The organism is Marinobacter sp. JSM 1782161, assembly GCF_011421605.1.
Taxonomy (GTDB): domain Bacteria; phylum Pseudomonadota; class Gammaproteobacteria; order Pseudomonadales; family Oleiphilaceae; genus Marinobacter_A; species Marinobacter_A bohaiensis.
Genome location: NZ_WSSA01000002.1, coordinates 578,523 through 595,912 on the forward strand (window position 1 = coordinate 578,523; position 17,390 = coordinate 595,912).

Sequence of the window (17,390 nt, forward strand, 5' to 3'; positions counted from 1 at the left end):
CTGAGAGATCGCGCGAGTCTGTGGCTGAACGGCCGCCCACAATGCAGTGGCAAGCGCGACCGGTTTCGATCATCCTTAACAATATGTGCATTCAAGAACTGTTTGGCCGGCTGCGTCGTTTTCTCTCGACGGGCCGGACCACGAGGGCGTTCGTCTCTGCTCTGGCCATGGTGCTGGGCATTGGGACGAACGCTCCGGTCGCCGCGACGCCCGCCGAGCCGCGCGCGCTCGTCGTCGCCGCCCCGGACCTGCCCGGCGAAGTCAATCCGCTTGGACCCGCCCGCGACAGTGACCGTGTGGTCCAGATCCTCGCGCATTGCGGTTTCAGTACCCGCTTTCGGGTTCAGCCGTTCGGGCGCCACCTGCTGACTTTCACCCAGTCCGATGCCATTGACGCGGTCATGACGGTGCCGTTCGACGCACAGATCGGTGGATTTGGCTCCTTGCCCTACATTGCCTACCAGAACGCGGTGATCTATTCCCCCAAGCGCCTGGGTCCCATCGAAACGCCGCAGGATCTGGCTGGTATGAGAGCCGTGACCTTCAAGGGCGGGCACGAGCTGCTGAGACTGGGCTCGTTGCCTTTCGAGAGTGTGCTGGAAGTCACCGACCAGCGACTGCATTCCAGAATGCTGGCACGTGGCCGCGTGGATGTGATTGTCGCGGACCCGACCATTGTGGCCGCCATCAACCGGCAACTGATTGCGCAGGACGACCGGCTCCGGCCGGCACTCAGCGATCTGGCGGTTAACCCTCTGTTCGAGCCGACGCGCTACAAAATGGTGTTCAAACGGGAAGACCATCAACGCGCTTTTGACCGTTGCCGTATCGAGCTGGAGACCCTGGGCCGCTTGGGTCTGCCTGCGTCCTGATCGCTTCGCCCGCCTGGCCGGCCGCGGTCCCGCCGCGTAGACTCTTTTTCCACAATGGTTACGCAGCGAGAGGAGAAACGATGACAGAGGCACTCGGCATTCTGGGAGTGGGGCACCTGGCGAGTTACGTGGTGGCCGGATTGCGCAAGGCAGGCGACAACCGGACCATCCGGCTTTCCCCACGCAACCGGGAGACCAGCGAAGCCCTGCGCCAGACACACGGTTGTGAGATCGCCCCGGATAACCAGGCGGTGGCCGACGAATGCCGCGTGATCCTGCTGGCCGTGCGCCCGCAGCACCTGGACGCGCTGCTCGATACGCTGACGTTACGCGACGATCACCTGCTGATTTCCTGCGTCGCTGGCGTCTCTTTGGACGCTATTCGCCAGCGTGTCGGCCCGGCCCGTGTCGTGCGCACCCTGCCTCTGGCCTGCGCCGAAGTCGGGGAAGGCGTCGTTCCGCTGTTCCCCGACGAAGCGACGGCGCGTGAGCTGCTCAGTCCGCTGGGGCGCCTGATTGCATTCGATGCGGAACGGGCGTTTGAACTGGCCTCGATGGCGGCATGCGTCAACGGCTGGACCTACGCCTTTCTCGACCGGTTGAGCGAGTGGTTTGCCGGGCAGGGGCTGAGTCCGGAGCAGGCGCGGGAACTGGTGGTTCACTCCATACGCGGCGCGACCGGGCTGGCCGCCGGCTTTCCCGAGCGATCATTGCGGGGTATCTCCGACTCGATCGCCACGCCCGGCACCTATACCCGGGACGGGCTTGACGCGCTGGAAGCCAGGGATGCCTTTGGCGCCTGGGAAGACGCCTGCCAGCTCATCAAGGATTCATTGGATAGTTAAAGAGCCCGGGAGGTCTGTGCAGGCGCAGGCACCCCTGACCGGTGCCTCGGTTGCCGGGGAAGATGGCGTCAGCCAATCATTAAGACAGTCTGGATGATTTTATATCTCTTTAACGTTATGTTATAACATAGCTTTAAGGTTCGGTCGCATACCGTCCCATCGAGCCGGCCGCCGAGATTGGCGGTTGCAAGAACATGCCGTCCACCCAGAGCTGAGGAGCTGCCATGCCCGCAGACCGAAACCTTGTCGATGTTGCCACCGAGTCCATTGCCAATGCTGGAAGGCTGGAATGGGTCGGGATGGAAAAAATCGATCTTCCGGCCCGGTTGGCAGGTCGGCCGGTCGACGTGAAGGTGGATGCCGGCGTCAGTCTCGACGATCCGACCGCGAAGGGCATCCACATGTCGCGCCTGTACCTGGCGCTGGAAGCGCTGGCCGAGGCCGAGCTCGATGGATCGGCCATCGAGTCCGTGCTGAGGGCCTTCCTGGAGAGCCAGGTTGGCCTGTCGTCGAGCGCGTTCCTGTCTTTCTCGGGGGAGCTTTTGCTGCGTCGGCCAGCCCTGTTGAGCCCTCTGTCGGGCTGGAAGGGGTATCCGTTCAAGGTCAGTGCCTCGCTACGTGACGCTCGCCTGGATCTCAGGCTGGATCTGTCCATCGGTTACTCCTCGACCTGCCCGTGTTCCGCGGCCCTGGCACGGCAGGCCATCCAGGGGCAGTTTGAGCGGGATTTTCCCGACGATGCATCACCCGGCCGGCAGGCCGTCCTGGAATGGCTGGGCAGCACACAGGGGATCAGGGCCACGCCGCACAGCCAGCGCAGTCTTGCCGAGATGTCGCTGCACCTTGCCAACGATCCAGGGACCTTACCCGTCCAGGAGATTGTTGATGCGGTTGAAGAAGAACTCGGCACGCCCCTGCAAACCGCGGTCAAGCGGATCGACGAGCAGGCTTTCGCCATCGCCAATGGCCAGAACCTGATGTTCTGTGAAGACGCCGCAAGGAGGATCGATGCACGTCTTCGCCGGATTCCGGTGGTGCAAGGCTTCCGCCAGCGGGTGACTCACCTTGAAAGCCTGCATGCCCACGATGCCGTAGCCCGCAGCGAATGGAACTGGCGCCCATGAGTATCTGGACAACGCTGGAGCAGGGGGCTGATGCGACTCAGGTGAACCTGGCGTCCTTGAACTGGAACGGACAGGGATTGATCACGGCGATCGCCCAGGATCATGACACCGGGGCCGTCCTCATGCTGGCGTGGATGGATCGTGCAGCGCTGGTGGAAACCCTGGAAACCGGCTGGGTGTGCTACTGGTCTCGATCGCGCGAGCGTCTGTGGCGCAAAGGGGAGAGTTCCGGCAATCGGCAGCGCCTCGTGGAGGCCCGTCTCGACTGCGATGCTGATGCCATCCTGTTGCGGGTCGATACGTTGGGCCCGGCCTGTCACACGCTTCGGGAGAGTTGTTTTTACAACCGGGTTGTCGGCTTCGATCAGAAGCTGTCCGTGCACCCGACCATGCCTCCCTCTCCACATCAGGACTGATCCCTTCTCAGGTTCAGTGACTCCATAGCCCGCGGCCATGGGCAAGCCGCAACACAGGATGCAACAGACAGGAAACCATCATGCAGGACGTTATCCCGCGGACCTATCAGGAATGGAAGCATTGCATCACGATCGACTGTGGTATCGCGTTGACCCGGGATTTCTGCCGGCAGCGTCTCAAGGCGCTGCACGATTCCAGCGATCATATGACCGGCCGCTTCGTCGAGCGGTGGGGAGAGGCCCAGAGGCAGCAATCCATCGCCTGGTTTGAGCGGGCCTTGTCCGAGCTGGATGGGATGGAAGGCGACTAACCGACATGCAACAGGACAAGCCCATGCTCACCGAAGAAGACCTCAAAGCCGCGCCCGAGTCGGACTACATGAATGCCGACCAGTTGGCCTATTTCAAGGCGTTACTGGAACGCTTGCGGCAGGACACGATGGACGGTGTCGAAACCGCCCGACAGACGCTGGCCAATCCGCCGGAAAACAACGATGACGCGGATCGGGCCGCCTATGAGGAAGAGTCCCGCCTGGCTTTGCGGATCATGGACCGGGAAAGAAAACTGTTGCCCAAGATTGATGCCGCGTTGCGACGCATCCACACCGGCGATTTCGGGTATTGCCTGGAGTCCGGAGAGCCCATCGGTATTCCCCGCCTGCTGACACGCCCGACGGCCGAGCTTTGCGCCGAGGTCAAGGCGCTGAACGAGCGGCGTGAGACCCTGTTTCGACATTGACGAAAGGCCCGGTGCCCCGTCTGGTTGCGAGCGACCACCAGGCGGCCGGGGCCGCTTTCCGGCCGGATAACGCCTTACGCCTGATGTGTTTGGGCGTCGGCTTCCAGGAAGCGAACCGGTTCGCCGCAGGGCGTTGCGTTGCATAGCCCGCCATCTCTCACCACGGTGCGCCCGCGAATGATCGTGTGCATCGGCCAGCCCCGCACACAGACCCCGTCGTAAGGCGTCCAGCCGCAGACGCTGGCGATCCAGTCGTTGCTGATGGTGCGACGGGCCTCCATATCGACAATGCTCAGGTCCGCGTCGTAACCCACGGCGATCCGGCCTTTGCGTTCCATACCGAACAGCCTCGCGGGCCCGGCGCTGGTCAGGTCCACCAGCCGCGCCAGACTCAGGCGCCCGGCATTGACGTGATCGAGCATGATCGGCAAAAGCGTTTGCACGCCGGCCATGCCGCTGGGAGAGGTCGGGTAGGGCTTGGCCTTTTCCTCCAGGGTGTGCGGCGCGTGATCGCTGCCGATGACGTCGACGACCCCTGTTCGGACAGCCTCCCACAAGGCGTGCTGGTGAGTCTTATCGCGCACCGGCGGATTCATCTGCGCCAGGCTGCCGAGCCGCTCATAGCAATCGGGCGCGCTGAGCGACAGGTGGTGTGGTGTGACCTCCACGCTCACGCGGTTCTTGTGTTGCGCCAGGAAGGCCATTTCCTGGCCCGTCGACACGTGCAGAATATGCAGGCGGCGCCCGGTCTCTTCCGCCAGTCGTACGATCCGGCGCGTGGCGTTCAGGGCGCTTTCGGCATCGCGCCAGACCGGATGCTCACGGACATCGCCGCTGGCGCGGACCCGCTCGTAGCGATCCCGGAGGCGGGCTTCATCCTCGGCGTGGATGGCGACGCGCCGGCGCCCGTGACTCAGGATGCGTCGCAGCGTTGCATCCTCGTCGGCGAGCAGGTCGCCGAAGGAGCTGCCCATAAAAACCTTGATCCCAGCGCAGCCGGGCCGATTTTCCAGGCTGTCCAACTGGTCCGCGTTGACGGCTGAGCCGCCCATGTAGAAGGCGTAGTCGCACCAGGCGCGACCGTCTGCCCGGTCCAGCTTGTCCTGCAGATCGGCGGCGCTCAATGTCAGCGGCTGCGTGTTGGGCATCTCGAACACGGTTGTAACACCACCCAGTACGGCGCCTCGTGTTCCGGCATCGAGGGTTTCCTTGTGCGTCATGCCGGGTTCTCGAAAGTGGACCTGACTGTCGACCACCCCCGGCAGCACGTCGAGTCCTGTGGCGTCGATGGTCTCCCCGGCCTGCCATTGAGGGCTGAGATCACCCAGGGCAACGATGCGCCCGTCCAGGCAGGCAATATCGATTCGCTCAGCGCCGTTGGGCGTATGGACCGTGCCGCCACGAACCAGGAGGTCGGCGTGGTGTCGGGTCATACGGTGGGAAAAGTCGGTGGCCAGTGACATAGGGTTGTTCCTGTTTGACGGCAGAGTTGGGAGCTGCGGGCAGGCCGGAGCCCGCCCGGCGAGGTTAGAATTCGTTCTGGATGGCCTTGTAGCCGTTGACCAGCTCGTTATTGGTGCGCGCTACGTCCTCGGAAAACTCGCTGGCGTCCGCAGAGACGGACGGCATGGCGGCAAGATCGGTCTCGGGGCCGATCCGGGCGGTGGACGGCACGTAGAAGCGGGCCGGCAGGTCGCATCCGTCGACAACCGCGTTATGCCGGACGACGCAGCCATCGCCAATGGAGCAGTTGAACAGAACGCTGTTGAAGCCGATGAAGGTGGAACTTCCCACGATGCAGGGGCCGTGAACGATGGCCCGGTGAGCGACGGAGGTGTTTTGCCCGATCGTCACGGCGGCGCCGGACTTCGAGTGGATGACCACGCCATCCTGGATGTTGGAATGGGCACCGATGACGATCGGCTCGATGCGGCCGTCGGCATCCACTTCATCAGCCCGAATGACGGCGTAGGGACCAATGAAGACGTTTTCTTCGACGATCACCTTGCCGCAGAGGATGGCCGTCGGGTCGATGAAGGACTGGGGATGCACTTGCGGCAGATCGCCGCTGGGGTTTTTGCGAATCATTTTGGCCTCGTAGGCTGACGTGTTGTGGAGCACCGCTTATGGCGTCAGGGGTGACGGCGCTGCCCCGGTGATCGGTATTGGCGCAGACAGAGGCGGATGCAGCCTGTGGCGGCGAAGAGCAGGGCCGCGACGCAGACAATGGTGGGCCCGGTCGGTGTGTCCATCGCATAGGACGCGCGCAGTCCGGAGACCGACGCCACGCACCCGAAGACCACCGCCAGCAGGGCCATGGATTCCGGCGTTCGGCTCAGAGGCCGGGCCGAGGCGGCCGGCAGCAGCAACATGGAAGCAATCAGCAGGACGCCCACCACCTTGATCGCAACGGCCACCACAATGGCCAGCGATAGCGTCAGAATGAGCTGCTCGCGTTTGGGGGACAGGTTGCTGGCGTAAGCCATATCGGGATTCAGCGTCGTCGTCAGCAGCGCCGACCAGCGAATGACCAGCAGAAAGATCACCAGCGCCGCGCCGCCCCAGATCACCGCCAGATCCTCAGGCCCGACCGCCAGGATATCGCCAAACAGGTAGGCCATCAGGTCGATGCGGATCCCCTGCAGGAAGGAGACGGCCACCAGCCCGAAGGCCAGGGCGGAATGGGCCATGACGCCCAACAGGGTATCCATCGCGTAGCCGCGGTCGCTCAGGAACGACACCAGCAGCGCCATGATCAGCGCAACAACCAGCACACCGCCGAAGATCGGCGTGGACAGCGCCAGTGACAGGGCCACCCCGAGCACCGCGGCGTGGGCCGTAGCATCGCCGAAATACGCCATGCGCCGCCACACCACGAAACAACCCAGCGGGGCGGCGGCAATGGCCACGCCGAGGCCGGCGAGCGTCGCCCGGACCATGAAATCATCGAGCATCCTGACGCCCCTTGTCCGCGTTTGCGACCGGGTGGAGGTGGTAGACCGGAGCGCGGCTGCCCGGCCCATCGCCCCCCGCCAGGTGTTCGGGCCCGGCCTGTTGATCGATCCCGAACAGGGTGCGGTATGCCTCGGAGCCGGCCACCTGTTCCGGCGAACCTTCGCAGCGAATCGTATCTTTCAGGCAAATAACCCGGTCGGCGACCTGCATGACGCTGTTCAGCTCGTGGCTGATCAGCAAGACCCCGCAGTTGAAGGCATCACGCACCCGGTCGATCTGCTGGTAGAACGCTTTGGCGCCGGCAAAATCAAGGCCCCGGGTGGCTTCGTCCAGCAACAGCAGATCCGGCTCGTCCAATAGCGCGCGGGCCAGAAGCGCCCGCTGGAACTGCCCGCCGGACAATGTGGCCAACTGCTGCTTGCCGTGGGCCTCAAGTCCGGCGGTTGCCAGCGCGTTGGCGACTTTTCCGGCGGAATGACGTTTGGGGAGGCAAAGGAAGCGGTTCACGGTCATCGGCAGGGTATCGTCGATGTACAGGCGCTGCGGTACATAGCCGAGCCGGATACCCGGCTGCCGCCAGATCGTTCCCGACGATGGCGACATGGCACCGATCAAGGTACGCAGCAGGGTCGTTTTTCCGGAACCGTTCGGCCCGAGAATCGCGACAATTTCGCGGTGATCGACCGCCAGGTTCACGTCGTGCAGGAGCGTGTTTCCGGCAAACCGGATCGACAGCCCGTCCATACTGATCAAGCTCATTCTTTCTCCGACTGGAGGCAGGTTTCACACAGTCCGATGATCTCGAAAACCGTCCGTTCAACGTGAAAGCCGTGACCGGAAAGTTCCAACGACCGATGCAGGGATTCGGAAAGCGCCATTTCGGTGACCAGGCCGCACTGCCGGCAAATGGAAAAACCGGGAAGGTGCCCCGGATGGTCCCCGCATGTGCAGGCTATAAAGGCATTCAGACTCTCGATCCGGTGCGCGAACCCCATGGCTGTCAGGAAGTGCAGGGCCCGATAGATCGTCGGTGCCTTTAGGTTGACGCCGTCTTGTTTCATCTGCGCCTGGACGCCATAGGCACTCAGTGCAAACGGTGAATGCAGCAGGGTTTCCAGGGTGCGCCGACGAATGGTCGTGAAATGCGCTTTCTCATGGGCGCAGACGTTCTCCGCACGCTTCAGTGCGTCAGTCCGGACCGTCGATTGATCACAGGTCAACACCGTCACTCGCCTCATTCCGAATTTTTAAGTATGTTATAACATAACACTTAAACGTCAACATTACTGTGTCAGGAGATTGGAACCTTGAAACTTAGCCGTTTGTTTACGTGTGCCGTCAGCAGTCTGCTTATCCCGGTCGGCGCCAGCGCCGCCGTGCCTAAAGTCGTCGCGGATATCGCGCCGATTCAGTCACTGGTCTCCCAGGTCATGACGGGCGTGGGCTCGCCCGAGCTGCTGGTCCAGTCCGGCGCTTCGCCTCACACCTATTCACTCAGTCCTTCGGAAGCCGAATCGCTGCAACAGGCGGATGTGGTGTTCTGGGTGGGTGAGCCATTGACCCCGTGGCTCGAGGGATCGCTGGAAAACCTCTCTGGTGATGCCGATGTCGTTGAGTTGCTCGAGGTGCCGGGCACGACGACCTACGCCTTTCGCAAAGGTGCCACGTTCGAATCCCACGAGCATCATGGCGAACACGAGGGAGAGGAACACCATGACGACGAGCAGCATGACGATGAACACCAGGGCGAGGAACATCACCATCATCACGACGGGCTGGACCCCCACGCCTGGCTGGACCCGGTGAACGGCAGGGTGTGGCTGGATGCCATCGCCGGGGCGCTCTCCCAGGAGGATCCCGAGCATGCGGCGGTCTACGCACGCAACGCCGAGGCCGGCAAGAAAAAAATCGACGCGGTGATGGCCGACGTTCAGGCGACCATCGATGAGTTGGGCGCCCAGCAGTTCATCGTCTTCCACGATGCCTATCAGTACTTCGAGAAGCGATTTGGCATCGCCGCGGCCGGCGCCATCTCAATCGGTGACGCCTCGAAACCCAGTCCTGCCCGGATCGACGAGATACGGGGCCTGGTGTCCGACTTGAAGGTCAGCTGCGTATTCACCGAACCCCAGTACAATCCGGGCATTGTCCGCAGCGTGTTTGGAGATACCGGCGTGAAGACCTCAGCCGTCATCGATCCGTTGGGATCCGATCTCACGGCCGGCGCCGACCTCTATCCAGAGCTGCTGACATCGATTGCCGGGAGTCTGCGGTCGTGCTTTGGAGGTGGGGCCTGATGCCGGGCGAAAGCCAGACCCAAGGCCAAGAGTGGCCTTGATCCGCGGGAACCAAAAGGCGTCTGTGGTGCCCGTGAAAACACGGGCCAGCGGATCAGGGATTCATTGACTCACGAAGGGATGATGCATCGTTGGAACGCGGCGACCCGACAGGTCGGGGTCGCCGCGCTCGGCCTCAGGCCGCGGTATACGGCTTGTAGTCGGTATACCCCCGTGCATCGCCGCCGTAGAAGAGGCTTTTGTCCGGCTCGGCGACAGGCCAGTCGTGACGGAAGCGCTCCACCAGATCCGGATTGGATACAAAGGGCGCGCCGAAAGCGGCCAGGTCAATCAGGCCGGCGTCGATCAACTCGCCGGCTTTGGCCTTATCCAGTCCACCCGCCAGAATCAGCGTACCGTTATAAGCCTCGCGGAATTTGGCGAGGAAGCCCTCCGGCATGGCCGGTGCTCCACGGCTGGCCTGGTCCATGATGTGGACGTAGGCAATGTTGCGCTTGCCCAGTTCACGAGCCAGGTAGAGGAACGTTTCCTCCTCCCCGTCAAAATCCCCCAGATCGTGCAGACGACCGAACGGCGACAGGCGAATGCCAACGCGCGAGGCGCCCAGCTCGGCAATGCAGGCATCAACCACTTCGAGAGCGAAGCGGGCCCGGTTCTCGACGCTGTCGCCGCCGAAGCGGTCGGTACGGTCATTAACGGCGCCGTTGATGAACTGTTCGACGAGGTAGCCGTTGGCGCCGTGAACCTCCACGCCATCGAATCCCGCCTCGGCGGCATTGGCCGCGGCCCGGGCAAAGTCATCGATCACGCGCTCGGCTTCGGTGGTCGACAAAGCGTGGGGCTTGCTGGCGGTGACGAAGTCGGCCTGGCCATTGGCGTTGTAGCCGAAGGCGGCGGAATGCTCCGCCTGCTGTGTGGTGGCGCTGACCGGCGCTTTGCCGCCTTCCTGCAGCGACACGTGTGACATCCGGCCCACGTGCCAGATCTGCGTGAAGATCGAGCCGCCCAGATCATGGACGCGATCGGTGACTGTGGCCCAGCCCGCTATCTGCTCATCGCTCCAGATGCCCGGGCAATCCACAAAACCGTTGCCCTCGCGGGAAATGGGCGTGCCTTCGGTCACGATCAGACCGGCACTGGCCCGCTGGCCGTAGTAACGCACCATCTCCGCATTGGGAACGTAACCCGGCGCCCGGGCGCGCGTCATGGGCGCCATCACAACGCGGTTTTTCAGCAGGAGACCGGACAGGTCGTAGGTATCGAAAAGAGTTGCCATCGATGTTGCTCCATCAAAGTGGGGATTGGGTAAAACGGCTGGCGTGTTGCGCACTGAATCGTTCACAGCTCAACCAATGCCTTGCCACTGAACTGCCGATGCTTGAGGGCATCGAGCCAGGCTGGCAGTTCACTGAACGGACGGATGTGGCGGGTTTCCGGCTGCAGTTGCTTGTCGGCCATCGCCTGGAGCAGCTCTTCGCCGGCTTGGGTCAACTGGTGCCATGCCTCGTCATTGCCATGGTTGTGAAGGGCGCCCAGGGCGACTTCATGCAGGGACAGGGCTTGGCCAAAGGGCGGGTTGGGCCAGTTCTCCAGTCTTCCTTCGATACAGACGAGATGTCCGTTTGCCTGGAGAGCCGGGACGAGCCGCTCCGCGTGTTGGCTGTTGACCGCGTCGATCACGGCGTGGAAGCGACCCTGGAGCGCTTCTGGCAGCTCGTTGTCGTCGGCAAGCGGACCGTGCCGTGCGTTGCTCGCGCCGAGTGAACGCAAGCGCTCCCAGTGACGGGCATTGCACAGGACCGAGACATCGAAGCCGCGCGCAACCGCCAACTGGACCAGAAAGTGGCCCACGGCACCGCCGGCGCCACTGATCAGGATCCGTGCACCGGAAGAGGCGGGGATCTTGCCAAGCGCCTGCCAGGCTGTCAGCCCCGGGCATGGAAAGCTCGCTGCCGTGTGAAAGTCGAGGGCGTCGGGTATCGGCATCAGCGCGCGGGCCGGCACCGGCGTATAGGCGGCGAAGCTGCCGGGTAGGGCAAGGCTCTGGTGGTACGCCACGCGGCGCCCGACCCAGTTCCCGGAGACGCCGTCGCCCACGGCAACCACCGTGCCTGCGCCGTCGACCCCGGGCACTTTGCCCGCCTCCCAGTTCACCAGGGCGCCGGTGAGCACTTTCCAGTCTACCGGGTTGAGACCGATCACGGCGTTGCGGACCAGGACGTCGCCCTTTGCCAGCGGTACGGTGACCGTGTTCTTCAACGCCAGGTCCTTTGGCTCATCCTGCATCTGCCATGTCCAGGCCGGGTAATGGTCGGGAATGTCATTGATTTGAGACATGCGAACCTCGGTGGTTAGATCGGCTGTCGCCGGGCCCGGTGTCGACCCGGCATTCTTGATTTACTCGTAGGCGCCCGCCGAATAGGTCAGTTCATAGCTGTGGCTGTAGATTTCCAGGATGTTGCCGAACGGGTCTTCCATGTAGACCATGCGATACGGCTTCTCGCCCGGGAAGTACTCGCGCACCGGCATGCGCTGCTTGCCGCCGGCGGCAACGATTTTTTCCGCCAGGCCTTCCACGTCGGGGTCCTGAACGCAGAAATGGAAGACGCCGGTTTTCCAGTACTCGAAATTGTTCTCCGGCTTCTCGGCGTTGTTGAACTCGAAGATCTCCACGCCGATGCGATCGCCGGTGGACAGGTGCGCGATGCGGAACGAGCTCCAACCGGCACCGAAGACATCCGTGCACATCACGCCAATGGCGCTGTCATCTTCCTCGATGGTGGTCGGCGGCATGATCAGGTACCAGCCCAGAACCTCGGTATAGAACTTGACGGCGGCTTCGAGATCCGTGACCGACAGGCCGATATGGGAAAAGCTGCGCGGATAGGTCGTACTCATCGTTAAAACTCCTCTGGAACGTGTCTGACCAGAGTAGGTTTCGCGATGTATAATATAAACAGACGACCACTTATATAGTTGATAACAGTTTCTTATGCTAAGTCCACAATGGTTGCGTTCGTTCGCGGTACTGGCGGAGCTGGGTAACTTCACCCGCACCGCGGATCAGTTGGGCCTGACCCAGGCGGCTGTCAGTCAGCATATCCGGCATCTGGAGGATCGGTTGGGGCCTCTGTTGATCCGGCAGGCGCGGCAAATGGACCTGACCCCGGCGGGACACGCGCTGCTGGCTTACTGCGAAGAACTGGAGCGGGCCGACAAGCGCCTTCAGCTGCGGTTGTCCGAAGGCGACAAAACCCATGGCGAAGTAAGCCTGGTTACGCCGGGCAGCAGTGGGTTGTCCCTCTATCCTCTGTTGCTCGACCTGCAGCAGGAGCACCCGGGTCTGGTGATTCGTCATCGTTTTGCGCCGGACTCGGAAGTGCTGGAAGCCGTGCTCGAAAACCGCTTTGAAATGGGGTTGGTCACCGTGAAACCCGACGATCCGCATCTGGCTTCCTGCCATTTTGCCGAGGAACCACTGGAACTGGTGGTGCCGGCCGGCAAAGCCATCCGGGAATGGTCCGATCTGGTGCAGCTGGGGTTCATCGATCATCCGGACGGACGCGCGATGGCAACGCGCCTGTTGAGCCGCTGTTTCCCCGGCGAGCCCGGCATTCGCAATATCCCGGTGCGGGGCTTTATCAACCAGGTTGGGCTGATCCTGGAGCCGGTCGCGCGGGGAATCGGTTTCACAATCCTTCCCCGATACGCGCGACAGGCTTTTGCGAGGAACGACGCGATTGAGGTGGTGACCTTTGAACGGGATGTGGTGGATTCCCTCTGGCTGATTTCCCGTGCGGAGTGGCCGCTGTCGGCGCGAGCGCGATATGCGTCCGAATACCTCAAACAGCGCCTGGCGGAGAGTTCGCCACCGGCGTGACTGGCGTCCTGAGCGGGTTATGGGCCCCCAGATATCAGGCAAGATGATGGGCTATATCAAGCAATGCATTTGGACTGATATCAGGCGCCTGGCCAGAATACTCCCCAGCTGTCGGGTTGATTAAGCCCGATCGATGATTTGCGATCCAAACGACTGAGGAGATGAGCCATGGCTGATATTGTCTGGCCGGAAAATTACCTGCCGGGAACCACCGATAATTTTGTATCCAACGAAGTCATCGTCGCCGGGCTGAGTGTGGCCGATGTCTGGCCCTATCTGGTGAATACCAACGCCTGGCCGACCTACTACAGCAATGCCTTCGAGATCCGTTTTCATGATGCCAGCGGGCCGGAATTGAGCGACGGTGCGCGTTTCCGTTTCACCACGTTCGGCTTCCCAGTCGAATCCGAGGTTGTTGAGTACGTTGCCCCACGCGGCGATCAGCCGGCGCGTGTCGCCTGGCATGGCTGGGTCGACGGAAACGAGGCCGAGCGCCTTGATGTCCATCACGCCTGGCTGCTAGAAGATTTGCCGGGCGGCCGGGTACGGGTTTTGACTCAGGAAACCCAGGTTGGGCAGCCAGCGCAGGAGCTGGCTGCGACCAGTCCCAACCCAATGCTTAACGCCCACCAGGAATGGCTGGATGGCCTGATTCGTGTCGCGAAGGAACAAGCCACGATCTAATCGGTCGCCTGCTGACGCTCCTCGAAGAGCTCGGCCAGCAAGTTGCGCACCCATTGGTGGACAGGATCCCGGTGGGTGCGTTCATGCCAGGCCAATACCTTGGAGAAACCGGGGATGGGGATTGGGGGCTCAAGCAATGACAGGCCAGGCTCCTCCTTGACCAGCCGATAGGGCACCACGGCAACCAGGTCGCTGACACGCAGGGCTTCGAGCAGGACCAGAAAGCTGGGTACGGAAAAGGCGATCCGCCGCTCGCGTCCCAATTCCTGCAGCATCGTGTCGGTTATTCCGCTGAATCCGCCTTCAAACGAAACCAGCGCGTGATCGAGCGAACAGAAATCGTCCAGCGACAGAGTTTCACGGGCCATCTCGTGGTCTTCGCGCAAGATACAGACATACCTCTCATCAAACAGGTGCCTGGCGCGCAAGTCTGCCGGTGCGCTTTCTGGCGTCATCAGAGCCAGATCCACTTCACCGCGTTCGAACTGCCCCTGAATCTTTGAATGGTCGAGGGCCCGTGCGGCCACGCGTATGCCGGGAGCGAGCGACCGCAGCCGCTCCAGAAACGGAACGACAACCGCGCGTAACGCGTAATCCGTTGCCGCAATGGTGAGGGGCATCTGAACGCTTTTAGGGTCGAAGGCTACCGGCTGGAGCAATTTTTCGATATCGGACAGCACCGCTTTAATGGGCTGGGCCAGCTCCAGTGCCCGCGTGGTGGGGACAACGCCGTGCTGAGCTCGAACGAAAAGCGGATCATCGAAACTCTGGCGCAGACGAGTCAGCATGCCGCTGACGGCCGGCTGCGTGAGCGCCAGCCTTTCTGCGGCTCGGGTAACACTGAGTTCATCGATCAGGACATCAAAGGTTTTGAGCAGGTTGAAGTCGAGTTTGCGAAGGTCGGCCATTCGTCGGGTTCCGGCGTGGATGTACGGCAGATATGGGTTACATGCTATCGGAATGCAACGTTCCCGGGCGATAGTAAAGCAGGGTAAACGCTGACGGGCAGGATGATCGACACCGCGAACGTTCATGGGCGTAGGCACCCAATCACGGGTTTGCTAAGGTCTGAAAAGGACCCTCTCATGTCTCTCGACAGCGACGACAGCGACGACAGCGACGACAGCGACGACAGCGACGACAGCGACGACAGCGATAAAAGGTGCTTCACGATGAGCAACCCCGTGATTCCGGAAACCATGAAAGCCATGGTGCTGACAGGCCACGGTGACGTGGACAAGCTGGTTTACCAGGATACGCCGACGCCCAAACCCAAGCCGGGCCAGGTGCTGGTGAAAGTGACGGCGACCGCCAAGAACAACACGGACCGAAAGGCGCGTGAGGGCCTTTACCCGACCAAGGACAAGGGCGACGTGACGTCTTTCGCCATGGGGGGCGAACCGACGCTGACCTTTCCACGTATCCAGGGCGCCGACATCGTCGGCCAGGTGGTTGCCGTGGGTGAGGGCGTTGATGCCTCCCGCATGGGCGAGCGGGGCCTGCTGGATTTCAACATCTACGCCGACGACCGGCGCGACATCAATCTGACGCCGGATTATTACGGCCACGGCGCTGACGGTGGCTTCGCCGAATACGTGGCCCTGCCTTCCGACCAGTTTCACCATGTGCCTAACCCCGAGCTGGCCGATGCCGAGCTGGCGTCCATGGGCATGTGTTCTTACCAGACCGCCTACCACATGATGACCTCGGCCCGCATCAAGCAGGGCGAGCGGGTGCTGGTTACCGGCGCCAGTGGCGGCGTGGGGACGGCGCTCATCCAACTGTGCCGGATCGTCGGCGCCATTCCATACGCGCTCAGCCAGCAGAGCAAGGCCGAGGCGCTAAAGGCCCTGGGGGCCGAGGCGGTGCTGGATCGATCCGATATGGACGCGTTCGAGGAACGGGTGAAAGCCGTCACCGAAGGCGCGCCCATTGACGCGGTGATGGACCTGGCCGGCGGCGAGATGACCGACCGCTTCATCGACACCATGATCTTCGACATGAGCGCCCGCGGCGACTACCCCAGGCTCAGCATCGCCGGGGCCAGCGCCGGCAATCTGTCCGAAATCATGTGGACGCGCATTTACCTGTACCAGGTCCAGATCTTCGGCGTATCCCATGGCACCCGTGAGGAAGCGGAGCAGCTGGTCGCCTGGATCCGCGGTGGCCAACTCAAACCGGTGCTGCATGCGGCGTTCAAACTCTCCGACCTGCATGAGGCGGAGCGTTACTTCGTCAACCGGGGCAGCGGTTACCTGGGCAAGATCGTGATTGTCCCGGATTCGGAGTGGGGCGAACATGGCTCGAGGTTTGGGTTGTCTTCCTGAGGCAGCCCCGCAGTGCAGACTCCAGCGTTGAAACTCAGGGTCAGGACGCCTTGAGAAGCCCTCGACCGGAACCGACCAGGAGCACCGCGATACCGGAGAGCGCCGCGCTGCCAACGAACGTGGCGGCGATACCCACGTGGTCCAGCAGAAACCCGCCAAACGCTGCGCCCAAAAGAATCGAGGCCTGGATGGTGGCAACGATCAGGCTGCCGGCAGCCTCCGGTGCGTCATCGACGTTCTGCGAAAGCCAGGTCATCCAGCTGATGGGGATGGCATTGTTCAAGGCACCCCAGACCGCCAGGAGTAGACCGGTGACCAACACCAGCTCCCCGAATTCGATCAGCCCCAGAGTGACGAGCCCCATCGTCAACGGCATCAACTGGAGCAGCCGTATGGCGTGACGGGTCGAGAACTTTCCGCCCAACCACGTGCCCGCAAACCCCATAAAGCCAAGTACCAATAACAGAATGGACAGGACCGTCACGTTCACTTGGGTGACGGTTTCAAGAAAGGGTCTGAGATACGTAAACATGGCGAAAGCGCCGGCGAACGTGAACATCGTGGCGGCCATGCCCCGGGCGAAATAGGGGCGTTTGAGAACGTGAATCAGCGTGCCGATGGTCTGTCGCTGATTAGCCGGCAGCGAGGGCAGTGATACCCACTGCCAGACCAGGTTGATGGCAACCAGCGGCACCAGAAGCCAGAAAACGCCGCGCCAGCCCATAAAACCTCCGAGGTAGCTGCCCAGCGGTGCAGCGAAGGCAGCCGCCACCGCCTGCCCGGTGAACATCACGGAGAGCGCGCGAGACACGAACTCCGGCGGCACCAGCCGCATGATGACCGCCGTGCCGAGGGCCCAGAATCCGCCGATGCTGATTCCGAGCAGAGCCCGTGCCAGCATCAGTGCGGCGAAGTTCGGTGCGCTGGCGATCAGGACCAGCGAGAAGAGCATCAGTGCCGTCATCGACAGCAATATCACCTTGCGATTGAGACGGCCGGCCACCGTTGTCATCAGTAGGCTGGCCATCACCGCGAAAAAGCCGCTGACCGAGATTGCCTGGCCCGTTTGGCCTTCGCTGGCCCCCAGGCCTTCGGCGATCGGTGTCAGGAGGCTGACAGGCATAAACTCCGAAGCGATCAGGAGCGCCACACAGAGCGACATGGAAAAGACGGCACTCCACGCGCTCGTTGAGCCGCCCGTGGCCAACGTTTGATTTGAACTCGTCATTGCACTCCCGGGTAGTCGTCGGT

Annotated in this window: 20 protein-coding genes; 10 read left to right on the forward strand and 10 right to left on the reverse strand. The window is 62.3% G+C overall.

What is annotated here, in order from left to right:
* The first annotated feature begins 41 nt into the window (after positions 1 to 41).
* The 6 genes from GQB00_RS02570 to GQB00_RS02595 all read left to right on the forward strand — a co-directional run bounded on the left by GQB00_RS02570 (position 42) and on the right by GQB00_RS02595 (position 3,996).
* Complete coding sequence (locus GQB00_RS02570) at positions 42 to 872, forward strand: amino acid ABC transporter substrate-binding protein (RefSeq protein WP_165855115.1); 831 nt, start codon at positions 42 to 44, stop codon at positions 870 to 872.
* 80 nt (positions 873 to 952) lie between these two features.
* On the forward strand, positions 953 to 1,717 hold the full coding sequence (locus GQB00_RS02575) for a pyrroline-5-carboxylate reductase family protein (protein ID WP_165855116.1): 765 nt from the start codon (positions 953 to 955) through the stop codon (positions 1,715 to 1,717).
* 224 nt (positions 1,718 to 1,941) lie between these two features.
* Entirely contained in the window at positions 1,942 to 2,841 is a 900-nt protein-coding gene (gene folE2, locus GQB00_RS02580; RefSeq protein ID WP_165855117.1) for a GTP cyclohydrolase FolE2, read from the forward strand.
* Positions 2,838 to 3,257: a phosphoribosyl-AMP cyclohydrolase gene (hisI, locus tag GQB00_RS02585; RefSeq protein ID WP_165855118.1), complete on the forward strand. Its 420-nt coding sequence runs from the start codon at positions 2,838 to 2,840 to the stop codon at positions 3,255 to 3,257. The genes folE2 and hisI overlap by 4 nt, the downstream gene beginning before the upstream one ends.
* Before the next feature lie 80 nt (positions 3,258 to 3,337).
* Entirely contained in the window at positions 3,338 to 3,568 is a 231-nt protein-coding gene (locus GQB00_RS02590; protein ID WP_165855119.1) for a hypothetical protein, read from the forward strand.
* Between the two features lie 5 nt (positions 3,569 to 3,573).
* The gene (locus GQB00_RS02595; RefSeq protein ID WP_165855120.1) at positions 3,574 to 3,996 is read left to right on the forward strand and encodes a TraR/DksA C4-type zinc finger protein; all 423 of its coding nucleotides are present in this window, start codon (positions 3,574 to 3,576) and stop codon (positions 3,994 to 3,996) included.
* Between the two features lie 74 nt (positions 3,997 to 4,070).
* Here GQB00_RS02595 and GQB00_RS02600 read toward each other — a convergent pair whose 3' ends face one another.
* The 5 genes from GQB00_RS02600 to GQB00_RS02620 all read right to left on the reverse strand — a co-directional run bounded on the left by GQB00_RS02600 (position 4,071) and on the right by GQB00_RS02620 (position 8,180).
* On the reverse strand, positions 4,071 to 5,459 hold the full coding sequence (locus GQB00_RS02600) for a dihydroorotase (RefSeq protein ID WP_165855121.1): 1,389 nt from the start codon (positions 5,457 to 5,459) through the stop codon (positions 4,071 to 4,073).
* 64 nt (positions 5,460 to 5,523) lie between these two features.
* Positions 5,524 to 6,084, reverse strand: coding sequence for a carbonate dehydratase (locus tag GQB00_RS02605; protein WP_111496851.1), 561 nt, complete (start codon positions 6,082 to 6,084; stop codon positions 5,524 to 5,526).
* 44 nt (positions 6,085 to 6,128) lie between these two features.
* The gene (locus GQB00_RS02610) at positions 6,129 to 6,950 is read right to left on the reverse strand and encodes a metal ABC transporter permease (protein ID WP_165855122.1); all 822 of its coding nucleotides are present in this window, start codon (positions 6,948 to 6,950) and stop codon (positions 6,129 to 6,131) included.
* Entirely contained in the window at positions 6,940 to 7,710 is a 771-nt protein-coding gene (locus tag GQB00_RS02615) for a metal ABC transporter ATP-binding protein (protein WP_165855123.1), read from the reverse strand. The genes GQB00_RS02610 and GQB00_RS02615 overlap by 11 nt, the downstream gene beginning before the upstream one ends.
* The gene (locus GQB00_RS02620) at positions 7,707 to 8,180 is read right to left on the reverse strand and encodes a Fur family transcriptional regulator (protein WP_207950587.1); all 474 of its coding nucleotides are present in this window, start codon (positions 8,178 to 8,180) and stop codon (positions 7,707 to 7,709) included. Before GQB00_RS02620 ends, GQB00_RS02615 begins: the two co-directional genes overlap by 4 nt.
* 78 nt (positions 8,181 to 8,258) lie before the next feature.
* On the opposite strand from GQB00_RS02620, the gene GQB00_RS02625 reads away from it, so the two are divergent.
* Positions 8,259 to 9,248 (forward strand): zinc ABC transporter substrate-binding protein, encoded by a 990-nt coding sequence (locus GQB00_RS02625; RefSeq protein ID WP_228276651.1) that lies wholly within the window; start codon positions 8,259 to 8,261, stop codon positions 9,246 to 9,248.
* 175 nt (positions 9,249 to 9,423) lie between these two features.
* Here GQB00_RS02625 and GQB00_RS02630 read toward each other — a convergent pair whose 3' ends face one another.
* From GQB00_RS02630 to GQB00_RS02640, 3 genes are all read right to left on the reverse strand, one after another.
* Complete coding sequence (locus GQB00_RS02630; RefSeq protein ID WP_165855125.1) at positions 9,424 to 10,524, reverse strand: alkene reductase; 1,101 nt, start codon at positions 10,522 to 10,524, stop codon at positions 9,424 to 9,426.
* A gap of 62 nt (positions 10,525 to 10,586) precedes the next feature.
* Positions 10,587 to 11,585 carry a zinc-binding dehydrogenase gene (locus tag GQB00_RS02635; protein ID WP_207950588.1) on the reverse strand — a complete coding sequence of 333 codons (999 nt, stop codon included), beginning with the start codon at positions 11,583 to 11,585 and terminating at the stop codon, positions 10,587 to 10,589.
* A gap of 60 nt (positions 11,586 to 11,645) precedes the next feature.
* Positions 11,646 to 12,146, reverse strand: a complete 501-nt coding sequence (locus tag GQB00_RS02640; protein ID WP_111496239.1) for a lactoylglutathione lyase family protein — start codon at positions 12,144 to 12,146, stop codon at positions 11,646 to 11,648.
* 94 nt (positions 12,147 to 12,240) lie between these two features.
* Here GQB00_RS02640 and GQB00_RS02645 point away from each other — a divergent pair, with 94 nt between their 5' ends.
* Entirely contained in the window at positions 12,241 to 13,128 is an 888-nt protein-coding gene (locus tag GQB00_RS02645; RefSeq protein ID WP_111496238.1) for a LysR family transcriptional regulator, read from the forward strand.
* A 168-nt stretch (positions 13,129 to 13,296) separates the two neighbouring features.
* Positions 13,297 to 13,812 (forward strand): SRPBCC domain-containing protein, encoded by a 516-nt coding sequence (locus tag GQB00_RS02650; protein WP_111496237.1) that lies wholly within the window; start codon positions 13,297 to 13,299, stop codon positions 13,810 to 13,812.
* Here GQB00_RS02650 and GQB00_RS02655 read toward each other — a convergent pair.
* Complete coding sequence (locus tag GQB00_RS02655; RefSeq protein ID WP_111496236.1) at positions 13,809 to 14,720, reverse strand: LysR family transcriptional regulator; 912 nt, start codon at positions 14,718 to 14,720, stop codon at positions 13,809 to 13,811. The genes GQB00_RS02650 and GQB00_RS02655 overlap by 4 nt on opposite strands.
* Positions 14,721 to 14,996: 276 nt before the next feature.
* Between GQB00_RS02655 and GQB00_RS02660 the strand changes: the two genes are divergently transcribed.
* Positions 14,997 to 16,139, forward strand: coding sequence for a zinc-binding dehydrogenase (locus GQB00_RS02660; RefSeq protein ID WP_165856501.1), 1,143 nt, complete (start codon positions 14,997 to 14,999; stop codon positions 16,137 to 16,139).
* A gap of 40 nt (positions 16,140 to 16,179) precedes the next feature.
* On the opposite strand, the gene GQB00_RS02665 is transcribed toward GQB00_RS02660, so the two are convergent.
* Positions 16,180 to 17,367, reverse strand: coding sequence for an MFS transporter (locus tag GQB00_RS02665; RefSeq protein ID WP_165855126.1), 1,188 nt, complete (start codon positions 17,365 to 17,367; stop codon positions 16,180 to 16,182).
* Positions 17,368 to 17,390 lie beyond the last annotated feature (23 nt).